This is a genomic window from Cupriavidus sp. LA-1 (assembly GCF_055385985.1).
Genome location: NZ_AP031388.1, coordinates 1,672,894 through 1,691,004, shown reverse-complemented (window position 1 = coordinate 1,691,004; position 18,111 = coordinate 1,672,894). Strand labels below are relative to the sequence as shown.

Genomic DNA, 18,111 nt, shown 5'->3' with positions numbered 1-18,111 from the left:
GCAGACACACCTTGATGCAACGCGCGCCGGATGACTGCCTACAATGCAAGGGCTGTGTCGCGCCGAGACACGGACAGGAGGCAAGCATGAGCCATGTGACAAGCGAGTTCAGGCCCCTGGATCCGGGCCGCATCAACCTGATGGATCCGCTTGAAGTGCAGTACTGGTGCCGGGAGCTGGGCTGCAGCACCAGCGACCTGGAAAGCGCCGTCGATGAAGCAGGCGATCATATCTCCGCGGTGCGTGCGCAACTGGAGTCGAAACAGGCCGGCGCGCGGCCTGGCTGAAATCCCGAGACTAAAGGTGGCAGGCAGGCATCCCCGCCTGGGTGGGGATGTCTGTGGCGCCCTGCGCCCCCAGCGCGCCACGTGAGATGTCCGCATTGTGTCCCCTCCATGACGGCATGCGCAGCACGCATCAATCGCCAGCGTGCATGCAGTCCATACTCCTGTTAAACGCAGTGCAGACCGGAGTTCAGCAATACCTTATTCGCCGGACGGCAGTTTTGCTGCATGATTTCCGGCCCGGGCAACGACCCGGCACTCAAGACTGGGACAGCTTGATAACACCATGTCGGAAAACAAGGGGTTGCCAACACCAGGACACATCGACAATGAACTACAGGCTGCCGATTTTCACGCTTTGCGCCACCTTGCTTGCACCTGCCGCGTGGGCCGGCAATGACCCGCACTGGAGCTACACGGGACCAACCGGCACCAGCCACTGGGCCGAGCTGGACCAGGACTACAAGACCTGCGCGCTGGGCAAGCACCAGTCGCCCATCGATATCCGCACCGGCAAGGCCCGGGCCGCGGACCTGAAGCCGATCGGCTTTGGCTACGCCGCCGCGCCCGGCACCGTGGTCAACAACGGCCATACGGTGCAGGTCAACCTGCCCGCCGCTGGACAGATCGAACTGGACGGCGTGCCCTACAAGCTGCTGCAGTTCCACTTCCACACGCCCAGCGAAGAAAAGATCAACGGCAAGACCTATCCGCTGGTGGCGCATCTGGTGCACCAGAATGCCGAAGGCAAGCTGGCGGTGGTGGCCGTGCTGTTCAAGTCCGGCCGCGAGAACGCGGCGCTGAAGCCTGTCTTTGCCAGCCTGCCGGCCAAGGCCGGCGAGTCGCGCGAACTGGCCGCGCCGCTGGATGTGGCAGCCGTGCTGCCGGCAAGCCAGGCGTACTGGGCCTTCACCGGTTCGCTGACGACGCCGCCGTGCAGCGAGGACGTGCGCTGGCAGGTGCTGAAGACCCCGGTGGAAGTATCGCCGGCGCAATTGGCGGCGTTCCGCGCGCTGTATCCGATGAACGCGCGCCCGGTACAGCCGCTGAACGGACGTACGGTGCGGGCGAGTCGCTAAGGGATTGCGCCAGACAGGACATCACCGAAGGTGTGCCCCCTCTCCCGCAAGCGGGAGAGGGGAGCAAACCCGCAGCAACGTTACGACAACCCCCGCATCGCCAGCTCACCGCCCAGCACCAGCAGCCCGCAGAAGAACAGCTTGCGAAAGCGCTCGGCGCTGATCCGGTGGCGCAGCCACTGGCCCAGGAACATGCCGCCGAGCGCCGGCACCAGTGCCAGCGCCGAGGCGCCCAGCACCGGCATGTGCTGCAGCGACCCGCCCATCGCCAGGCTCACTCCCAGCGCGATGGTCGACACCGTGAACGACAGGCCCAGCGCCTGCACCAGGCTTTCCTTGTCCTGCCCGAGTCCCTGCAGGTAGGGCACGGCCGGGATCACGAACACCCCGGTCACCGCGGTGATGCCACCCGTGACAAGTCCGACCAGCGGGCCGAGCCACCACTCCGCCCGAGCCGGCACCGTCAGCTTGACCGCCGCCAGCCCGACCACCGCGTACAGCACCAGCGCAACGCCCAGCGCTGAGGTCGCATGCGTCATCATGCCGGCGGGCACCAGCGCCGCGCACAGCCAGGTGCCGGCGCAGATCGCCAGCAGCATCGGCCACAGCCGCTGCACCAGCAGGCCGAAGCGCGGGCCGCTGAACAGCTGCACCACGTTGGTCACCATCGATGGCGCCACCAGCAGCGCCGCCGCCTGCGCGGGCGGCATCACCAGTCCCAGCATGCCCACCGCGACCGTGGGCAAGCCCAGGCCCACCACGCCTTTGACAAACCCGGCCAGCAGGAACGTCATGCCGATAAAGGCGGCCTGGGTGCCGATCGATTCCATCGTCATCGCCCGCTTTCTCAGCCTGCCTTGTGGTCGTGCACCGCGCGGCTGTCCGCCGGCGCCTCGTCGCGCTCGTCGAGCCCGTAGTCGCGCAGCACCTGCGCCACGCGCAGCCGGTAGCCGGCAAACACGCCGCCGCGCCCGGCCGCCTGCGCCTGGCGATGCGCCAGCGTATTGCGCCAGGCGATCACCGCGGCCTCGTCGCGGAAGAATGACAGCGACAGCAGCTTGTTGGGATTGGTCAGGCTCTGGAAACGCTCCACCGAGATAAAGCCGTCGATGGCTTCGAGCTGCGGGCGCACGTGCGCGGCGATATCGAGATAGGTGTCCTGCCGGCCCGGTGCGGGCTCGACTTCGAAGATGACGGCGATCATGGTTGTCTCCCGGGTGATCAAAGGAAATGCGGAATGCGCGCGTTCAGCGACGGACGATAGCGGAACGCACGCGCCAGCGCGACCGGATCGGCACCCCGCGCACGCAGCGCCGCCACCGTGGCGGCAGCCAGCGCCTGCGCCAGCCGGTCGCCGGGACAGGCATGGCGGCCGTGGCCGAAGGTCCATGCCCGCTCCCCGTCCGCAGGGCCGCTGCATGACGCCGCAGCCAGCAGCACCAGCACCGCATCGCCCGCCTTGACGGCGTGGCCGCACAGTTGCGCATCGGCAGCCAGGAAGCGGCGCGTGTTCTGCACCGGCGGATCGTCCTGCGCTACCCGCGCCACCACGTCATCCAGCGGCGCCTCCCGCTGCGACGCGCCTCGGCCTAGCCGCAGCAATGTGCTGCCCGCCAGCGCGGCGGTCGCTTCGCAAGCCTGCACCAGCAGCCCGATGATATTGGCGGCGACAGCCTGCGGGTCGATGCCGGCGCTGTGGGCGGCTTCCCGCAGGGCGGGTAGCGGACCGTCGCCGGGCGCCGCGTCGGCCAGCCACTGGCCCAGCCATTGGGCGGCCCGCGCGCCGGCTGCCACCGCCTGCCCATCGGCTAATGGCGACTGTGCCGCGGCATACGCCGCGACATGCTGCGCGACTTCTGCCGCGTTGCCGCGCTCTCCCGCAACAGCCAGGCCAAGCAGGTCGGCAACCGTCACGACGGGCAGCGTGACGAGCCAGCGGTTGACGTTGTCGCCCGACATCGCGGTGCGGCAGTCTTCATCCGCATCGAGCATCCTCGCGATTGCCGCGGACCGTTGCGCCGCCCTGTCCGGATCGATGCCCACCAGCATCGGCACCAGCAAGGCCTTGAGCGGCGCGTGCGCGGCACCGTCGTTCATGCGCACCAGCCGGCCGAACAAGTCACCCGCGGCGGTGCCGGCCAGTGACGGCGGCACCGGCTGCGCGGGCGGTCGCACGCGGCAGTCGGGGTGGGCCAGTACGGCCGCGACTTCATGCCGTCCGGCGGCCACCCAAAGGCCGAGGCGCTCATCGCGGAAAAAGGGCCGACTGGCGGCCAGTTCCCGGTAATAGGGGTACGGATCGGGATGGGTGACGGCGCTAAGCGGGTCGATCCCGACAATTTCGGCAACGGCGGCGATGTCAGTCTGGGTCATGGCGGCGCGAAATGTACCTGCTGGGTAGTGTGACGATCTCAGCGCCGCAATGGGCGCATATCCGCATCATGCCGCCGCAGCCCGGGCGAAAGATTCATGGTGGCGTGAACTATCGAATGCGGCACGGCCCCGGCCATCAAGCATCCACTCGCGCCAACTCCCCTTCTTCTCGCGCCGCTTCCATCGCCGGCTCATCGTTGCGGTGCGCCAGCCGGTACAACACCGGCAACACCAGCAAAGTCAGCGCCGTCGACGACAGGATGCCGCCGATGACCACCGTCGCCAGCGGCCGCTGCACCTCGGCACCCGTGCCGGTAGCCAGCGCCATCGGCACGAAGCCCAGCGATGCCACCAGCGCCGTCATCAGCACGGGGCGCAGGCGCGTCAGCGCGCCATTGCGGATGGCATCGTCAAGCCCATGGCCTTCCTCGCGCAGCGAGCGGATGAACGACAGCATCACCAGCCCGTTGAGCACCGCCACGCCGCACAGCGCGACAAAGCCCACCGCCGCCGAGATCGACAGCGGGATGCCGCGCAGCCACAGCGCGAGGATGCCGCCGGTCAACGCGAACGGGATGCCGGTGAAGACCAGCAGCCCGTCTTTGACGTTGCCGAACATGGCGAACAGCAGCACGAACACCAGGCCCAGCGCCAGCGGCACCACCACGCGCAGCCGCGCGGTGGCGGACTGCAGCTGCTCGAAGGTGCCGCCCCAGCTGGTCCAGTAGCCCGCCGGGATCGCCACGCGCGCGCGGATCGCCGCCTCGGCGTCGGGCACGAAGCTGCCGATATCGCGCCCGCGCACGTTGGCGCTGACGACGATGCGGCGCTTGCCGTTCTCGCGCGAGACCTGGTTGGGGCCCGGCGCGATCTCCACGCTGGCGACTTCGCTCAGGGGGATATAGCTGGTGCGCGCGGTGGCTTCCTTCGGCAGCGGGACCGGCAGGCGCCGCAGTGCATCCACGTCCTCGCGCACGGCCTCCGGCAGCCGCACCACGATATCGAAGCGCCGGTCGCCGCTGAAGAAGGTGCCCGACACCTTGCCGCCGATGCCGATCGCCACCGCCTCCTGGATATCGCTGAGGTTGAGCCCATAGCGCGCCGCCTTGTTGCGGTCGATCCGCACCGTCAGCATGGGCAGGCCGGTGGTCTGCTCGACCTTCACCTCGGCCGCGCCGGGGATGCCCTGCAGCACCGCCGCGATGCGGTTGGCGGTCTGCTCCAGCACGGCGTTGTCGTCGCCGAACACCTTGACCGCGACGTCCGAACGCACGCCCGAGATCAGCTCGTTGAAGCGCAGCTGGATCGGTTGCGAGAACTCATAGTTGTTGCCCGGCAGCTTGCCCACCTCATCGCGGATCGCAGCGATCAGCTCGTCGCGCGTGCGGCGGGGCTCGGGCCACTCGGACACGGGCTTGAGCATGATGTAGCCGTCGGAGATATTCGGCGGCATCGGGTCGGAGGCGATCTCCGCGGTGCCGGTGCGCGCAAAGATGCGCTCGATCTCCGGGAACCTGGCCTTCAGCGCGGTTTCCACCTGCTGCTGCATCGCCACCGATTGCGTCAGGCTGGTGCCGGGAATGCGCAGGGCCTGGATCGCCAGGTCGCCTTCGTTCAGGCTGGGCACAAACTCGCTGCCCAGCCGCGTGGCAATGGCCAGGCACAACGCCACCGCCACGCCCGCAACGGTCAGCACCACCGGCGTCGCCGCCAGCGAGCGATCCAGCAGCACCGCGTAGCGGCGGCGCGCCCAGGCCATCAGCCGGTTCTCGCGCTCGGCCACGCGGTTGCCGATAAACAGCGCCACCGCTGCCGGCACAAAGGTCACCGACAACACCATCGCGCCCAGCAGCGCCAGCACTACGGTGAAGGCCATCGGGTGGAACATCTTGCCCTCCACGCCGGTCAGCGCAAAGATCGGCAGGTACACCACCATGATGATCAGCTGCCCGTACAGCAGCGGCCGGCGCGCCTCGCACGCCGCGGCAAAGACTTCATGCAGGCGCTCGCTGCGCGTGAGGGGCCGGCCGTGGCGCTCCTGCGCATGCGCCAGCCGGCGCACGCAGTTTTCGACGATCACCACGGCGCCGTCGACGATGATGCCGAAGTCCAGCGCCCCCAGGCTCATCAGGTTGGCGCTGATGCGGTAATGCACCATGCCCGTGAAGGTAAACAGCATCGACAGCGGGATCACCAGCGCGGTGATCAGCGCCGCGCGCAGGTTGCCCAGGAACAGGAACAGGATGGCGATCACCAGCACCGCGCCTTCCAGCAGGTTCTTCTTGACCGTGGCGATGGCCTTGTCGACCAGCGTGGTGCGGTCATACACCGTGACGGCCTTCACCCCCGCCGGCAGCGAGCGGTTGATCTCCGCCATCTTGCGATCCACCGCCTGCGACACCGTGCGGCTGTTCTCGCCGATCAGCATGAACACGGTGCCCAGCACCACCTCGCGGCCGTTCTCGGTGGCCGCGCCGGTGCGCAGCTCGCCGCCGGTCTGCACGGTGGCCACGTCGCGCACGCGGATCGGCTGGCCCTGCGCGGTGCCGACGATCACGTCGCGGATATCGTCCAGCGACCGCACCTGCCCCGGCACCCGCACCAGGTACTGCTCGCCACGGCGCTCGATATAGCCGGCGCCGACGTTGTCGTTGTTCTTCTCCAGCGCGCCCACCACATCGGCCAGCGACAGCCCATACGACGCCATGCGCTCCAGGCTGGGCGCCACCACGTAGGCGCGCGCGTGCCCGCCGATGGCATTGACCTCGGTCACGCCGGGCACGTTGCGCAGCTGCGGGCGGATCACCCAGTCCTGGATCTCGCGCAGGTCCGACAGCGTGTACGGCGTGCCGTCCGGCTTGCGCGCGCCGGGGTCGGCCTCGACGGTCCACAGGTAGATCTCGCCCAGCCCGGTCGAGATCGGGCCCATCGCCGGCGTGATGCCGGCGGGCAGCTTGTCGCGCGCTTCCTGGATGCGCTGGTTGACCAGCTGGCGCGCAAAGTGGATATCAGTGCCGTCGCGGAAGATCACCGTCACCTGCGACAGCCCGTAGCGCGACAGCGAACGGGTCTGCTCCAGGCCCGGCAGGCCCGCCATCACGGTCTCGACCGGATAGGTGATGCGCTGCTCGGTCTCCAGCGGCGAATAGCCCGGCGCGGCAGTGTTGATCTGCACCTGCACGTTGGTGATATCGGGCACCGCGTCGATCGGCAGCCGGGTGTAGCTGTACAGGCCCAGCGCGGCCATGCCCAGCACCGCCAGCAGGACCAGCCAGCGTTGCTCGATGGCAAAGCGGATCAGGCGTTCGAACATGCGCGCCTCCCGCTCAGTGCTCATGCCCGGCGCTGGCTTTGCCCAGCTCGGACTTGAGGATGAAACTGTTGGCGGTGGCGTAGCGCGCGCCGGCCTGCAGGCCTTCGGTCACCTCCACCAGCTTGCCGCCGGTGCGTCCGGTCTTGACCGGCTGCACCGCAAACCCGCCCGGTACCGCCACGAACACCACGCTCTGGCCGTCGACCTGCTGCACCGCGTCGGCCGCCACCGTCACCGGCACCTGCGCGGGCGTGCCCAGCACGCTGACCGTGACGAACAGCCCCGGGCGCCAGGCCATGCCGGGATTGGCCAGCGTCACGCGCGCCTTGGCCGTGCGCGTCTGTTCGCCCAGCAGCGCGCCGACGTAGGACACCTTGCCCTCGGCCTGCGTGTCGGAGGCGGTCGAGCGCACCGTGACCGCTTCGCCCACACGGACCTGGTCGAGGTCGCGGGCTGCAACCACAAACTCCGCCCACACTGAGCTCAGGTCGGACACGGTGAAGACGCTGGCGTCTTCCTTGACCGCTTCGCCCAGGGCCAGGTGCTTCTCGACCACGATGCCGTCAAACGGGGCACGCAATGCGAACTGGTTCAGGCTGCCGCCCTTGGCCGCATCGTTGTCCGTGGCGCCGATCGCCGTCAGCTTCTGCCGCGCGTTCTGCACCGCGATCTGCGCCTCCTCCAGCGCCGTGCGCGCCTGCTGGTAATCCTGCTCGGCGGAGATCTTCTCCTGCCACAGCGTCTTCTCGCGCGCATAGGTGGCACGCGCCAGCGCCTCGCGCTTCTGCGCCGACAGCAGTTCGCTGCGCTGCTCGGCCAGCGTCGTGCTGGCGATCAGCGCCAGCACTTCGCCCTTGCGCACCTGCTGGCCCAGGTTGGCCGGCACCGCCTGCGCCACGCCTGCCACGCGCGGCACCACGTGGGCGGTGCGGTCTTCGTTGAAGCGGATCTCGCCGGGGAAGTCGACGCTGCTGCGCAGCGGCGCCGCGGCGGCGGTGGCGACGCCGATACCGGCCTGCTCGATCTGCGCGGGCGTCAGCGCGATCAGATGCGGCTTGTCTTCGGCTTCCGGCTGCGCGGCAGGGGCGCTGGCGTCCGCATGTGCGGCGGCCCTCTCGCCTTCCTTGCCGTGTTCGGACTCGTCGCCTTGCCCGGCATGCCCGTGCCCGGCCTCGCCGCTGGCGTTGCCGCCCTTGCCGGTGAACAGGATCGCCGCGCCGCCCAGCAGCCCCGCGACCAGGATGGCCGCCACGGCGGCCCGTTGTTGCTTGCTCATTGCCATGTCTGCAGCTTCCGTATCAGTGTCCGAGGATGCGGTCGATGCTGGCCGCCGCGTCATAGGTGCGGGCCAGCACGTCCAGGTAGCGGATGCGCGCCTGGAACAGCGTGCGCTGGGCGTCCAGCACATCGAGGAAATTGAATTTGCCGGCCTCGAACCCGCGCGAGGCGGCGGCATGAGCCTGCTCCGCCGCGGGCAGCACCGAGGCCTGCAGCGTCTGCGCCGCGGCGCGCGCTACCGACAGCTGCGTCGAGGCCTGCTGCAGTTCGCCCTCCAGGCGGATGCGGGTGGCGGCATGCACATCCTGCGCGCGGTCGGCGCGGCGCAGGGCGGCGTACAGGTTGCCCTGGTTGCGGTCAAAGAGCGGCAGCGGAATCGCCACGCCCAGCACGGCCATATTGCGGTTGGCCTCGTTGTCGCGCTTGGCGCCCAGGCTCACGGTCACGTCGGGGTACTGGCGGCTGCGCGCCACGGCAACTTCAGCGCGGCTGCGCTCGGCCGACAGGCGGCTTGCCGCCAGCAGCGGCGAGTCTTCCAGCGCCGCTTGCAGTGCCGCCGGCGCGGGCCGCGACGGCAGCGCATCGAGATCTCCCCGCGCCTGCGCGAATCGCGGCGCGGTATTGCCCCACAGCGCCGCCAGCGACTGGCGCGCGGACTGCAGCGCGCCGGTGGCCTCGGCCAGCTCCAGTTCGGCGTTGGCCTGCTCGACCCGGGCGCGCGTTGCTTCCAGCGGCGCGACCTTGCCGGCGGCCACGCGCCGCCCGGCTGCGGCGGCCGCCTTGCTGGCGATGCCGACCGAGCCTTCGGCCAGCTTGACGCGCTCCTGCGCCACCAGCACGCCGAAGAAGCGCGCGATCACGGCGGCGCGCAGTTCGGCCCGCGCGCTGCCCAGTTCCGCCTGCGCCAGCTCGCGCCCGCGTTCGGCCACGCCGATGCGGGCGGCACGCTTGCCGCCCAGTTCGATCGGCAGGTTGATCTGGCCGGTGGTGGAGCGCGAGGCCTTGCGCGTGTCTTCCATCGACACGGCCAGTTCGGGATTGGGCAGCACGCGCGCCTGCGTGACTTCGCCCTCGGTGGCGTCAAGCTCCTTGCCGGCGGCGGACAGCATGAAGCTGCCGGCTTCGGCCAGCGCCAGCGCGGCATCCAGCGTCAGCGTGCCGGCAGGCTCTTGCCCGAGGGCGGGCGGGGATGCCGATGGCAGCGCCATGGCAGGGGGCAGCGTCTGCGCGACGCCTTGGATCGGGCTGGATAGAACGGCCGCCAGCCCAAGCGGCAGCAAAAGTCTTCGCATCGAATTGCACCAGGAAAGAAACCGGGGAATTCGGCGAGACGCCTGACGTCGGGACAGGGAGATCAGGAATGCATGGAAGCGTCGTCTCGCCGGCTAGGCGAGACGCGGCCACTGCGGACGGTCGGGCGCCCGCGCACTGTGCGAAGAGAAGCCTGGCTGTGGCGCCGGTCGCGCCAGCTCCACGCGCCGAATGGCCTGCACGTCGGGCGCGTCGGCCCGCGCGAACGGCAGCGAGGCGATATGGCAGACGCCGCAGTCAGGATCCGGCACGCCCAGCTTGGCGTTGTCCTGGGCCTTGTCCCCGGCTTGCCCCGCGGCCTTGTCCTGGTTGCCGCCGTTGGCCTTGTGCTGGTGCTCATGGTGCCCAAGATGGCCCTTGGCCGAAGCCGCCACCTCATGCCGGCAATACGCGGCCGCTCCCGCCCAGGCGAACTGGAGCGGCAGGACGAGCGCAAGAAGGATGAGTATGAGCCGTTGCATGAATGGGAGAGCCTGCACTGCCTTGGCGCCCGGAATCACGACGGGGGGACAGCAGCGAGCCGCAAGTTTAACCGAGCCGAGCCGGCCATTCCGGCGACGGGGTCATTACATTTGCGTCATGCCACGGGCCGTATCCACCTCATTATCTAAATTCAAATTTTTTGAACAAGTTATCCGGCAACTGGCCTGTTTCCGCCCCGGATGGGCTCCTATAGTTCTGTACATGAACGGCACGCACACAACGCAACGCCTTCTGACAAATTCAATAAACTCAAGGAGAACCATCATGACCAAGACCACCCGCCTCGCTACCGCCCTGCTCCTGTCGCTGGCCGCCCTGGGCGCCGCGCAAGCCGCCACCGCCGCCGACCAGCTGCCCGGCGACAAGTACGGCTACAGCTTCCGCAGCACCGTGCCGGGCGACAAGTATGGTTATGATTTCCGCGGCCATGATGTGTTCACCGACGGCGCCCGCGCCGGCAAGTTCAATCCGTTCACCGACGGTGCCCGCACGGTGGCCGGGCTGGACCGCAGTGGCGTGTCGGCTGCCCCGGCGCGCAGCTTCGATACCTTTACCGAAGGTAGCCGTGCCGGCAAGTTCGATCCCTACGGGGAAGGCGCCCGCGCCTGAGCGAGGTCCGCCCGCCGCCAGCAAAAAGGCCAGCGCACGCGCTGGCCTTTTGTCATTCGTCGCGCCCCAGCCTGCGCATGGCCTCGCGCAAAGTCCGCATCTGGGCACTGAAGCTGGTGCAGGCGTCGCAGATCGCCAGGTGGGCGCGCATGCGCAACCGCTCGCTCCATGACAGCGGCCGGTCCAGGCCCTTCATGGTGAGATGGTGCACCTCCTCGCAGTTCGGCAGCAGGCGGCGCGCGGGGCGGGAAGAACGGGAATCTGGCATGTTGGTCAGTGGCTTAGCCGTTGCGTGTGCGCAGACCAGGCTCAGCCGGCCTTGCCCGGCTGGCCGCGCTGGCCGAACCAGTGCAGTTCCAGGCATTCACGCAGGCGCATGCGGGCGCGATAGAGCATCGCCCAGGCATTGGTCGCGCTGATCTGCAAAAGCTGACAGATTTCCTCGGTATCCAGCTCCAGCCACTCGCGCATCATGAAGATCCGGCCGGTGCGCTCCGGCAGGCGGTCCACGCATAGCTGCAGGATCTGGAAGAACTCGCGGCGCTCGAACGCGCGCTCCGGGTCGCCCCAGTCGGACGGCGGGTCCTGGTAGTGGCCGTTGCGGGTGAACAGCGCGTCGAAGGCGTCGTCGTCGGACTGCGGCTGGCCCTCGCCATCGGCGGCCAGCGCCAGCCTGACCTCGCGCTTGCCGCTGCGCAGGGAATCGATGATCTTGTGCTTGAGGATGCCGACCAGGTAGGTGCGCAGCGCGGACTGGCCGGCAAAGCGCTCAGGGTGCTCCAGCACGGCCAGCAGCGTTTCCGAGACGGCATCCTCGGCCACCGCGTCGTCGCGCAGCTGCAGGCGGGCGAAGCGCAGCAGGTAGGGGCGTATGACCTGGAGTTCGGCAGGATCAAGGCTCATCGGGATTCGGGGCGCGGTTGCCTGGGCGATGCGCCATGATACCCGCACCGCACCTTTTCCCACACGCCTCGTCTCGCCCCCCTCGCCCCGCCCCCCTTACCCGATCCCGCGGAATTGCCCGCACAAGCGGAACACGTCTTCCGACAGCGGAATGCCCCTGGCCTTGCCGTAGCGCGTTGCCAGCTTCAACAACTCCTTGATGTCGCGCCCGCTCGCCCTGGGATAGGCGCTGGTCAGCGCATCGATCAGTCCCTCGCCCAGCTCCGCGCCGAACTGCCCGGCCTGCAGGCGCCACAAGCGCATGGCGTCTTCCCTGCACGGCGTTTCGTAATGAATGGTGGCGATACAGCGCGACAGGATGGCATCGTCGACATCGCCGATGCGGTTGGTGGTCATGAACAGCAGGCCGTTGAAGTACTCCAGTGTGCGCAGGAATTCCGCGACGATGGCGTTGTGCTCCAGGTCGTTGTCGCGGCGCCGGATATAGACATCGGCCTCGTCCAGCAGCAGGATCGCGTTCCAGCGCATGGCGCGCCGCAGGATGGTCATCAGCGTGGCGCCGACCGACGCGGCGGTGGTGCCCAGCTGCCCTGAGTGCACACGGTACAGCGGCTTGCCCACCACCTCGGCATAGACTTCGGCGGTCAGCGTCTTGCCCAACCCTGGCGCACCCTGGCACAGGATGGTGGTGCCGCCGGACTTGCCCGGCACGAAATCCGGCACCAGCATGTCCATATGCGAGGTCAGGATGTCGATCAGGTCGCGGTGATGCGCGGGCAGGACCAGCTTGTCGCGCAGTGCGGGCTGGTAGCTGTACTCCGCCAGGTGCTGCACGTGGACCCAGATATTGCGGTGCCACTCCAGGTGGAACAGGTGCACGTAGCCATGCAGCGGCACGCGCTCGAAGCCTTCCATGATCCCCGCATCGCGCCAGAACGCCGGATCGCAGGTCATCTCGAAGCGGCGCTCCAGCCGCTCCTCGTCATTCACGCAGCGAGCGCCTGCGGTGTCGGCGATCGGCGTCAGCTCCGCCGCGCCCTTCGCTTCGATTGAAAATGCCGCGCGCGTCGCCACGAACTGCGCGCCGAAACGGCGCTGGTAGCGCACGAAGCGCTGCGCATGCTGCTCGTATTCGCGCCGGAACTCGGCGCACTCCTTGTAGAAGCCGAACTCCGCCAGCAACTCCGGGATGGTGCGGTTGGCGATGTCGTCGCGGGTAATCACCATCGACGTGGTCATGCCCGAGCGGCGCAGGTGGTGGTCGGTCAGCGCGGAGTTGGCCGACTGCATGGTGTTGGCCAGCATGTCCACCACCACATAGGGCATGCCCTGCTCGGGCGATACATAGCGCATGCGGCACACCAGCCACGGCAGCAGCACGCCGTCGCGGTTGCGCTGGTACAGCCAGCCGTCGATGGCGTCGCGCGACAGGTAGGCGGCCAGCCCCGCCACCAGTTGGTCCAGCCCCGGGATCACGCGCGCCTGCGGCGCATTGTAGATATTGTCCAGCGCCAGCATCTGGAACATCAGCGTGCGCTCGTTCTGCGTCTTGCTCAGTGTGTAGAGCGAGTTCAGCGCCTGCGCATCGAACAGCGTGCTCGACACCATCAGGTTGCCGTGGCAGACGCCATGCTCCTGCAACTGCCTGGCCAGCGGCGACCCGGTTTCGATCATCGCCAGCAGGGGATGGATCAGCGCCTCCGGAATTTCTAAATCCATGGACCACATTCCCGTTGAATGGCATGGCCACGCCGGCCAGCGGCCGGGGTTCTACTGCAGGAAGAAATCGATCGCGCGCTCGACCACCGGCGCATGGATGACATGCAGGCCATCGAACTCGACGTACTGCACGTCGTAGCCCGCGGCCTTGAGCTTGGCCGCATTGGCGCGCCCGCTGGTGGCGATTGGCAGTTGCTCGTCGGCCAGCCCGTGCGCGACGAACACCCTGGGCGTGCCCTCCTGCATGAACACCGACATGAAGCCGCCTGAGAAGGCGATCACATGGCTGGCGATGTCGCCGTTGGTGATGCCCAGCGACAGCGCGTAACTGGCACCGTCCGAGAACCCGGCAAAGGCAAGCCGGCCCCGGTCGATCCGGTAGCGTGAAGTCACCGCGGTCAGCGCCTGGTGCAGCCGCTCCAGGTCGGGCCCGCTGCCACCGATCACGATGTCCCAGGTCGGGTAGAGCGAATGCGGCGCCAGCACCAGGAACTTGTGGCGCTGCGCATGGGCCTCGAGATGGGGCAGCACTTTTTCCGGGAATCCGCCCGCGCCGTGGAACATCACCAGCAGCGGCACGGGCGCGCCAGCCGGCAGGTCCTCCGGCACGAACAGCACTGCGTCGCGTTCGGCGGCTACGCCCAGCGGGTTGCGGCCAGGCGGCAGGGGGCCGTCGACAGGGTCGGCGTGTGTGAAGGACAGGCGACCGAACAGCGAGGGATCGAGCATGGCGGGGGCGACGGAGAGGTTAGGTAGTCATAATATATTGTATATCACATACAGAAAGTTGATTGGAAGCGTGAACTGGCCGATGTGGCCTGCTGGTGGCGCGCTGCTTACCTCGTCGTGCCCGAGCCACTCGCCGAGAGTCTCGCTACCGCAAGCGCCGAGCTATACCGCGAAGGCCAGTTGCTGCAGCAGGCGGTGCTGTCCGGCTACTACACGGATCCGGAACGCGCCACGCAGGGACTATTGCTTGGCTACGCCTGCGTACCCGAGGAGGAAATCGGCCCGGCCTTCGACACGCTCGCGCGCGCGATCGACGCAAGGACAGCGGGAGCTGTCCCCCTGAGATCCGCTTCGCGGTCTGCACGACTGCGTACGTGATGCGGGTCAGCGCTGCCAGGGCTCCGTCCTGTGCGCGTTGCGCTTCCCGTAGTGATCGATCGCCTGCCCGACGACCGCGCGCGAGACCGCCCCGTCATCAGCCAGCGCTTTCAGCGCGGCAATCACGATCGATGCGCGATCGACCTCAAAAAAGGCCCGCAACGCGGCACGCGTATCGCTGCGGCCGAAGCCGTCGGTGCCGAGCGTCACGTAGCGGCGCGGCACATAGGCGCGAATCATCTCGGGCACGGCGCGCACGTAATCGGTCGCCGCAATCACCGGGCCGCGCGATGCCGCGAGCGCAGCCGTCACGTAAGGCGTGGCGCCTTCGTCGTCCCCAAACAGCCGCTCCGCGCGCTCCGAGGCGATGCCATCGCGATGCAGCTCGGTAAAGCTTGTCACGCTCCATGCCGCTGCGTCGATCTTCCAGTCGGCCTTCAGCATCGCCGCCGCGGCCTGCACCTCACCGAGAATCGCGCCCGACCCGAGCAACTGGACCTGCGCCGTCTCCAGCCGTGCGGCGTCGAGCGGATACATGCCCTTGAGCGCGCCCTCGCGCACCTCTTCAATGGGCGTGGCGGGCAATGACGGCTGCGCGTAGTTTTCATTCGTGACGGTCAGGTAGTAGAACACGTCGCGCTGATGTTCGATCATTTCGCGCATGCCTTCGTCGACGATCATCGCGATTTCATACGCGAACGCGGGATCGTACGCGCGGCAGTTTGGCACCGTCGATGCCGCCAGATGGCTGGTGCCGTCCTGATGCTGCAGACCCTCGCCGCCGAGCGTTGTCTTGCCCGCCGTCGCGCCGATCAGGAACCCTCGCGCGCGCTGGTCGGCGGCGGCCCAGATCAGGTCGCCGATGCGCTGGAAGCCAAACATCGAGTAGTAGATGTAGAACGGAAGCATGGGCATATCGTGCACGCTGTACGACGTCGCCGCCGCGATCCACGACGACACCGCGCCCGCCTCGGAGATGCCCTCCTCAAGTATCTGGCCACCCGTCTCCTCGCGGTAATAGAGCATCGACCCCATATCTTCCGGCTCATACAACTGGCCCAGCGGCGAGTAGATGCCGACCTGGCGGAACAGGTTGGCCATGCCGAAGGTGCGCGCCTCGTCGGCGACGACGGGCACGATGCGCGGCCCAAGCGATGCGTCCTTCAGCAAGCTGCCCAGCATGCGCACGATGGCCATCGTGGTTGACATCTCCTTGCCGTTTGCATCCAGTGCAAACTGCGCCCAGGACGGCATGGCCGGCACGGCTGGCGCTTGCGACGCCGCCCGGCGCCGCCGGGGCAGATAGCCGCCGAGGGCAGCACGGCGCGCATGCAGGTACTGCATTTCCGGGCTGTTGTCCTCAGGCTTGTAGAACCTGAGCTGCTCCACGTCCTCATCGGACAGAGGCAAACGGAAGCGATCGCGGAACGCCTTCAGCTGCTCGACGTCGAGCTTCTTCTGCTGATGGGTGTTCATGCGCCCCTGGCCGATCGCGCCCATGCCGAATCCCTTCATCGTCTTGGCCAGAATGACCGTAGGCTGGCCGCTGTGCTTCACCGCCTTGTCGTACGCTGCATGCAGCTTGCGGACATCGTGGCCGCCGCGCCGCAAGCGGTCGATGTCGTCATCGCTCAGATGCGCGGCAAGCGCGGCCAGCTCGGGGTTCTGGCCGAAGAAGCGCTCGCGGTTGTACGCGCCGTCGTTGGCCGAGAAGGTCTGGAACTGCCCGTCCACGGTGTGGGCAAAGGCGCGCAGCAACGCACCCGTGCGATCGCGCGCGAACAGCGCATCCCAGTCCGAGCCCCACAGCACCTTGATGACGTTCCAGCCAGCACCCGTGAACTGCGCTTCGAGTTCGTCAATGATTCGGCCGTTGCTGCGCACCGGACCATCGAGGCGCTGCAGGTTGCAGTTGATCACGAACACGAGGTTGTCGAGCCCTTCGCGCGCCGCCAGCGACAGCGCCCCGATCGATTCCGGCTCGTCCATCTCGCCGTCGCCGAAAAAGCCCCACACCTTGCGGCCTTCTGTCTTGAGCAGACCGCGATTCTGCAGATAGCGCATGAAGCGCGCCTGGTAGATCGCGTTGATGGGCCCAATGCCCATCGAGCCCGTTGGAAACTGCCAGAAATCCGGCATCAGCCACGGGTGCGGATACGAACACAGACCCGGCCCCGCGATCTCGCGCCGGTAGTGTTCGAGATGCGCCTCGCTCAGGAAACCTTCGAGAAACGCGCGCGCATAGACGCCCGGCGACGAATGCGGCTGGAAAAACACGAGATCGCCGCCATGCGTATCGCTCGCGCCGCGAAAGAAATGATTGAAGCCGACTTCGAACAGATCCGCTGCCGACGCATAGCTCGCGATATGGCCGCCAAGCTCGCCGTACGCGCGATTGGCCCGCACCACCATCGCCAGCGCGTTCCAGCGCAACGCGGCGGCGAGCTTCTCTTCGGTGTCGAGGTCGCCCGGATACGGAAGCTGCTGGGAGACGGGGATGGTGTTCGTGTAGGGCGTGACATTCGCACGCGCCGTGGCGACGCCGTTCGACAGCGCATGCGCGGCCAGCCGGTCGAACAGGTACTGTGCGCGGTCGACGCCGGCGTACTGGACTACGCCGTCCAACGCGGCCAGCCATTCGGCCGTTTCCTGCGGGTCGTTATCGATGCGAGCTTGAGTGAGGGCGAGAACGGTCTGCATACCGCTCGATAAATCCGTCATGGAGCGACTCCGGGCTGAATAGTGTGGCGAGTACGACGCGTGCGATCCGAACGGCCAGGGCTCGGATACGAGAAATAGCTTATCCATCCCGCCGCAGAATGTGCGTCTCTTTTGCGTGCTCCGGCGCTTTCAGATAGTATCTTTATTCTGAAAAAGCGGCCTCCGATGGAATATTTACACTATGACATCCGAAACCAAACCGGCCACGAGGCGCCTCGACCGCATCGACATCGCGATCCTTCAGCAGCTCCAGCACAACGCGCGCATCACCAACGCGGAACTGGCGCGCGCGGTCAATCTGTCGCCGACGGCCTGCTTTGGCCGCGTACGCGCGCTCGAGAAGCTCGGCCTGTTTCGCCAGCAGGTAACACTGCTCGATCCCGGCGCGCTCGGGCTGCGCATCAATGTCTTCATTCAGGTCAGCCTCGAGAAGCAGGTCGAAGAGGCGCTGCGCCGCTTTGAGCAGGAGGTCGGCGAACGCCCCGAGGTGATGGAGTGCTATCTGATGACGGGGGACGCCGACTATCTGCTGCGCGTTGTCGTGCCCGATATGCAGAGCCTCGAGCGCTTTATCGTGCAGTGGCTGACGAAGATCCCGGGCGTGTCGAACATCCGCTCAAGCTTTGCGCTCAAGCAGGTCCGCTACAAGACTGCGTTGCCGCTGCCCGTCACGGGCCTCACGCTCACGGCGGGTGACGATACGCCCCAGGAATGGGCCTGAGCAACGTGGCGGCTCGGGGAGCGGGTCGCGCCGAGGTCACGATGCGATACATGTTTAACTGCTGGCAAAGAGGCTGGCAATCACCCGCGGCAGCTTCTATTGGCAGCTCAAGGGCCGTGAGGATTTGCTGCGCAGGCTACAGGCGGCTTGGTCCGATGAAGCCATGGAGCTGATCCCCTGCCGTTTTGATTGCCGCCCTCCCCTGTCGCG

16 protein-coding genes and 1 pseudogene are annotated in these 18,111 nt (G+C 67.5%); 5 read left to right on the top strand and 12 right to left on the bottom strand.

All coding sequences use genetic code 11. The features are described 5' to 3' along the window. Nucleotides 1–86 precede the first annotated feature (86 nt). Nucleotides 87–287, top strand: a complete 201-nt coding sequence (locus ACZ5MJ_RS26835) for a DUF3606 domain-containing protein (protein WP_464223956.1) — start codon at nt 87–89, stop codon at nt 285–287. A gap of 326 nt (nt 288–613) precedes the next feature. Then, nucleotides 614–1,363 (top strand): carbonic anhydrase, encoded by a 750-nt coding sequence (locus tag ACZ5MJ_RS26830; protein ID WP_464223955.1) that lies wholly within the window; start codon nt 614–616, stop codon nt 1,361–1,363. Between the two features lie 80 nt (nt 1,364–1,443). Here the strand turns inward: ACZ5MJ_RS26830 and ACZ5MJ_RS26825 are convergent, their stop codons facing one another. From ACZ5MJ_RS26825 to czcI, 7 genes are all read right to left on the bottom strand, one after another. Then, nucleotides 1,444–2,199, bottom strand: a complete 756-nt coding sequence (locus ACZ5MJ_RS26825; protein WP_464223954.1) for a sulfite exporter TauE/SafE family protein — start codon at nt 2,197–2,199, stop codon at nt 1,444–1,446. An 11-nt stretch (nt 2,200–2,210) separates the two neighbouring features. Next, a complete protein-coding gene (locus tag ACZ5MJ_RS26820; RefSeq protein WP_464223952.1) occupies nt 2,211–2,567 on the bottom strand; it encodes an antibiotic biosynthesis monooxygenase family protein in 357 nt (118 codons plus the stop codon). Nucleotides 2,568–2,584: 17 nt separating this feature from the next. Further along, on the bottom strand, nt 2,585–3,736 hold the full coding sequence (locus tag ACZ5MJ_RS26815) for a cytochrome P450 (RefSeq protein WP_464223951.1): 1,152 nt from the start codon (nt 3,734–3,736) through the stop codon (nt 2,585–2,587). Between the two features lie 136 nt (nt 3,737–3,872). After that, nucleotides 3,873–7,049 carry a CusA/CzcA family heavy metal efflux RND transporter gene (locus tag ACZ5MJ_RS26810; RefSeq protein WP_464223950.1) on the bottom strand — a complete coding sequence of 1,059 codons (3,177 nt, stop codon included), beginning with the start codon at nt 7,047–7,049 and terminating at the stop codon, nt 3,873–3,875. A gap of 13 nt (nt 7,050–7,062) precedes the next feature. Further along, a complete protein-coding gene (locus tag ACZ5MJ_RS26805; RefSeq protein WP_464223949.1) occupies nt 7,063–8,331 on the bottom strand; it encodes an efflux RND transporter periplasmic adaptor subunit in 1,269 nt (422 codons plus the stop codon). A gap of 16 nt (nt 8,332–8,347) precedes the next feature. Beyond that, complete coding sequence (locus ACZ5MJ_RS26800; RefSeq protein WP_464223947.1) at nt 8,348–9,619, bottom strand: TolC family protein; 1,272 nt, start codon at nt 9,617–9,619, stop codon at nt 8,348–8,350. 93 nt (nt 9,620–9,712) lie between these two features. Then, entirely contained in the window at nt 9,713–10,099 is a 387-nt protein-coding gene (gene czcI / locus ACZ5MJ_RS26795) for a cation efflux protein, CzcI family (protein WP_464223946.1), read from the bottom strand. 286 nt (nt 10,100–10,385) lie between these two features. Here czcI and ACZ5MJ_RS26790 point away from each other — a divergent pair, with 286 nt between their 5' ends. Beyond that, the gene (locus ACZ5MJ_RS26790) at nt 10,386–10,730 is read left to right on the top strand and encodes a hypothetical protein (RefSeq protein WP_464223945.1); all 345 of its coding nucleotides are present in this window, start codon (nt 10,386–10,388) and stop codon (nt 10,728–10,730) included. A gap of 52 nt (nt 10,731–10,782) precedes the next feature. Here ACZ5MJ_RS26790 and ACZ5MJ_RS26785 read toward each other — a convergent pair whose 3' ends face one another. The 4 genes from ACZ5MJ_RS26785 to ACZ5MJ_RS26770 form a co-directional block, all read right to left on the bottom strand. Then, nucleotides 10,783–10,998, bottom strand: a complete 216-nt coding sequence (locus ACZ5MJ_RS26785; RefSeq protein WP_464223944.1) for a zf-HC2 domain-containing protein — start codon at nt 10,996–10,998, stop codon at nt 10,783–10,785. 41 nt (nt 10,999–11,039) lie between these two features. Further along, complete coding sequence (locus ACZ5MJ_RS26780) at nt 11,040–11,633, bottom strand: sigma-70 family RNA polymerase sigma factor (protein ID WP_464223942.1); 594 nt, start codon at nt 11,631–11,633, stop codon at nt 11,040–11,042. Nucleotides 11,634–11,729: 96 nt separating this feature from the next. Beyond that, a complete protein-coding gene (locus tag ACZ5MJ_RS26775; protein ID WP_464223941.1) occupies nt 11,730–13,352 on the bottom strand; it encodes an AAA family ATPase in 1,623 nt (540 codons plus the stop codon). Between the two features lie 51 nt (nt 13,353–13,403). Further along, nucleotides 13,404–14,081 carry an alpha/beta hydrolase gene (locus ACZ5MJ_RS26770; protein ID WP_464223940.1) on the bottom strand — a complete coding sequence of 226 codons (678 nt, stop codon included), beginning with the start codon at nt 14,079–14,081 and terminating at the stop codon, nt 13,404–13,406. A 99-nt stretch (nt 14,082–14,180) separates the two neighbouring features. Between ACZ5MJ_RS26770 and ACZ5MJ_RS26765 the strand changes: the two are divergent. Continuing rightward, nucleotides 14,181–14,459 (top strand): annotated as a pseudogene (locus tag ACZ5MJ_RS26765) (hypothetical protein); the annotation flags it as partial. A gap of 6 nt (nt 14,460–14,465) precedes the next feature. Here the strand turns inward: ACZ5MJ_RS26765 and mdeB are convergent. Further along, nucleotides 14,466–17,180, bottom strand: coding sequence for an alpha-ketoglutarate dehydrogenase (gene mdeB, locus ACZ5MJ_RS26760; RefSeq protein WP_464223939.1), 2,715 nt, complete (start codon nt 17,178–17,180; stop codon nt 14,466–14,468). A gap of 181 nt (nt 17,181–17,361) precedes the next feature. Between mdeB and ACZ5MJ_RS26755 the strand changes: the two genes are divergently transcribed. Next, entirely contained in the window at nt 17,362–17,901 is a 540-nt protein-coding gene (locus tag ACZ5MJ_RS26755) for an Lrp/AsnC family transcriptional regulator (protein WP_464223938.1), read from the top strand. The last annotated feature ends 210 nt before the right edge of the window (nt 17,902–18,111 follow it).